Source organism: Stenotrophomonas sp. TWI1183, assembly GCF_039673115.1.
Classification (GTDB): Bacteria; Pseudomonadota; Gammaproteobacteria; order Xanthomonadales; family Xanthomonadaceae; genus Stenotrophomonas; species Stenotrophomonas maltophilia_AA.
The window spans coordinates 5,001-7,500 of the sequence record NZ_JBDJKZ010000034.1; the positions used below are offsets into that span (position 1 = coordinate 5,001).

At 53.1% G+C, this 2,500-nt stretch carries 3 rRNA genes (2 of these 3 only partly in view); all 3 read right to left on the minus strand.

Going from position 1 to position 2,500, the window contains the following annotated elements:
- Positions 1-217 (minus strand): 16S ribosomal RNA (locus ABE434_RS18710) (it extends 1,330 nt beyond the left edge of the window).
- 506 nt (positions 218-723) lie between these two features.
- Positions 724-838, minus strand: a 5S ribosomal RNA gene (gene rrf, locus ABE434_RS18715).
- A gap of 125 nt (positions 839-963) precedes the next feature.
- Positions 964-2,500, minus strand: a 23S ribosomal RNA gene (locus ABE434_RS18720) (it continues 1,342 nt past the right edge of the window).

The window sequence follows — 2,500 nt, forward strand, 5'->3', positions numbered from 1 at the left end:
GGCCCGAAGGTCCCCTGCTTTCACCCGAAGGTCGTATGCGGTATTAGCGTAAGTTTCCCTACGTTATCCCCCACGAAAAGGTAGATTCCGATGTATTCCTCACCCGTCCGCCACTCGCCACCCATAAGAGCAAGCTCTTACTGTGCTGCCGTTCGACTTGCATGTGTTAGGCCTACCGCCAGCGTTCACTCTGAGCCAGGATCAAACTCTTCACTTAAAAACGCATAGTCCGAAGACTAAAAATTTAAAGCTGCAGATGCTTGACCGCTGGCAACGTTTCGCTTGCTTTAAAACAATTGATATGTTGCTTGATCAAACGTCTGCAAGATGGACATACATCCTTCCTGCAGGCGCCTTCACAAGATACCTGCGCATACTGTCAAAGAACTTGGGAGTCGGCCTCAGCGCCTTCCTCCGTGTGCCCCGACGTTTCCGTCGTTGCGAGCCGCCCATTATAGACCGGCTTACCTGCTTCGTCAACACCTTTTTTCAAGGCCGCTTCACCGTAGTGAACCGTTGTTGCCGATGCCGCTTCGTCGTTTGCCCCGAGAGGCTTTCGTCGTTGCGAGCCGCCTATTATGTCAGGCTTTTCGAATCTGTCAACACCTTGTGAGGATAACTTGAAGTTCTTCTCGAAGATGTTGCTGTAAGTGCATAAAAAGCATGTGCTTACATAAAAAGGAAAACCCCGCTGCGTGAGCAGCGGGGTTTTCGGGGTAAAAACCCTGGCGATGACCTACTCTCGCATGGCTTAGGCCACACTACCATCGGCGCAGCTGCGTTTCACTTCCGAGTTCGGGATGGGATCGGGTGGTTCCACAGCGCTAATTTCACCAGGGAGACAGTTGGAGCGTCGCCATCCTAAGGAACGGATTAAGGCGCCTGCCTCTCGTAAGTCTTGTGACGTAGCGTGCACTTGGGATCTATCGACATGTCATGTCGGCCAAGGCAACTTGAGGTTATATGGTCAAGCCACACGGATCATTAGTATCAGTTAGCTCAATACATTGCTGTACTTACACACCTGACCTATCAACCACATAGTCTATATGGTTCCTTCAGGGGGCTTGTGCCCCGGGAAGTCTCATCTTGAGGCGCGCTTCCCGCTTAGATGCTTTCAGCGGTTATCGCTTCCGAACATAGCTACCCGGCAATGCCACTGGCGTGACAACCGGAACACCAGAGGTTCGTCCACTCCGGTCCTCTCGTACTAGGAGCAGCCCCTCTCAAACTTCCAACGCCCATGGCAGATAGGGACCGAACTGTCTCACGACGTTCTGAACCCAGCTCGCGTACCACTTTAAATGGCGAACAGCCATACCCTTGGGACCGACTACAGCCCCAGGATGTGATGAGCCGACATCGAGGTGCCAAACACCGCCGTCGATATGAACTCTTGGGCGGTATCAGCCTGTTATCCCCGGAGTACCTTTTATCCGTTGAGCGATGGCCCTTCCATACAGAACCACCGGATCACTAAGTCCTAGTTTCCTACCTGCTTGATCCGTCGATCTTGCAGTCAAGCACGCTTATGCCTTTGCACACAGTGCGCGATGTCCGACCGCGCTGAGCGTACCTTCGAGCTCCTCCGTTACTCTTTAGGAGGAGACCGCCCCAGTCAAACTACCCACCATACACGGTCCCCGATCCAGATTATGGACCTAGGTTAGAACGTCAAGCACGACAGGGTGGTATTTCAAGGATGGCTCCACTGCAGCTAGCGCCACAGTTTCATAGCCTCCCACCTATCCTACACAGACGAACTCAACGTTCAGTGTAAAGCTATAGTAAAGGTTCACGGGGTCTTTCCGTCTTGCCACGGGAACGCTGCATCTTCACAGCGATTTCAATTTCACTGAGTCTCGGGTGGAGACAGCGCCGCTGTCGTTACGCCATTCGTGCAGGTCGGAACTTACCCGACAAGGAATTTCGCTACCTTAGGACCGTTATAGTTACGGCCGCCGTTTACTGGGGCTTCGATCAAGAGCTTCGCCTTGCGGCTGACCCCATCAATTAACCTTCCAGCACCGGGCAGGCGTCACACCCTATACGTCCACTTTCGTGTTTGCAGAGTGCTGTGTTTTTGATAAACAGTCGCAGCGGCCTGGTTTCTGCGGCCCTCTTCAGCTATAGCTCGCATGAGCCACCAAAAAGGGCGCACCTTCTCCCGAAGTTACGGTGCCATGTTGCCTAGTTCCTTCACCCGAGTTCTCTCAAGCGCCTGAGAATTCTCATCCTACCCACCTGTGTCGGTTTACGGTACGGTCTGCGTAAGCTGAAGCTTAGGAGCTTTTCCTGGAAGCGTGGTATCAGTGACTTCGCCTTAAAGGCTCGTCTCGGTGCTCGGTCTTGAAGAATCCCGGATTTGCCAAAGATTCAAACCTACCTCCTTTCCCCCGGACAACCAACGCCGGGTACACCTAACCTTCTCCGTCCCTCCATCGCACTTACGCGAGGTGCAGGAATATTAACCTGCTTCCCATCGACTACGACTTTCGTC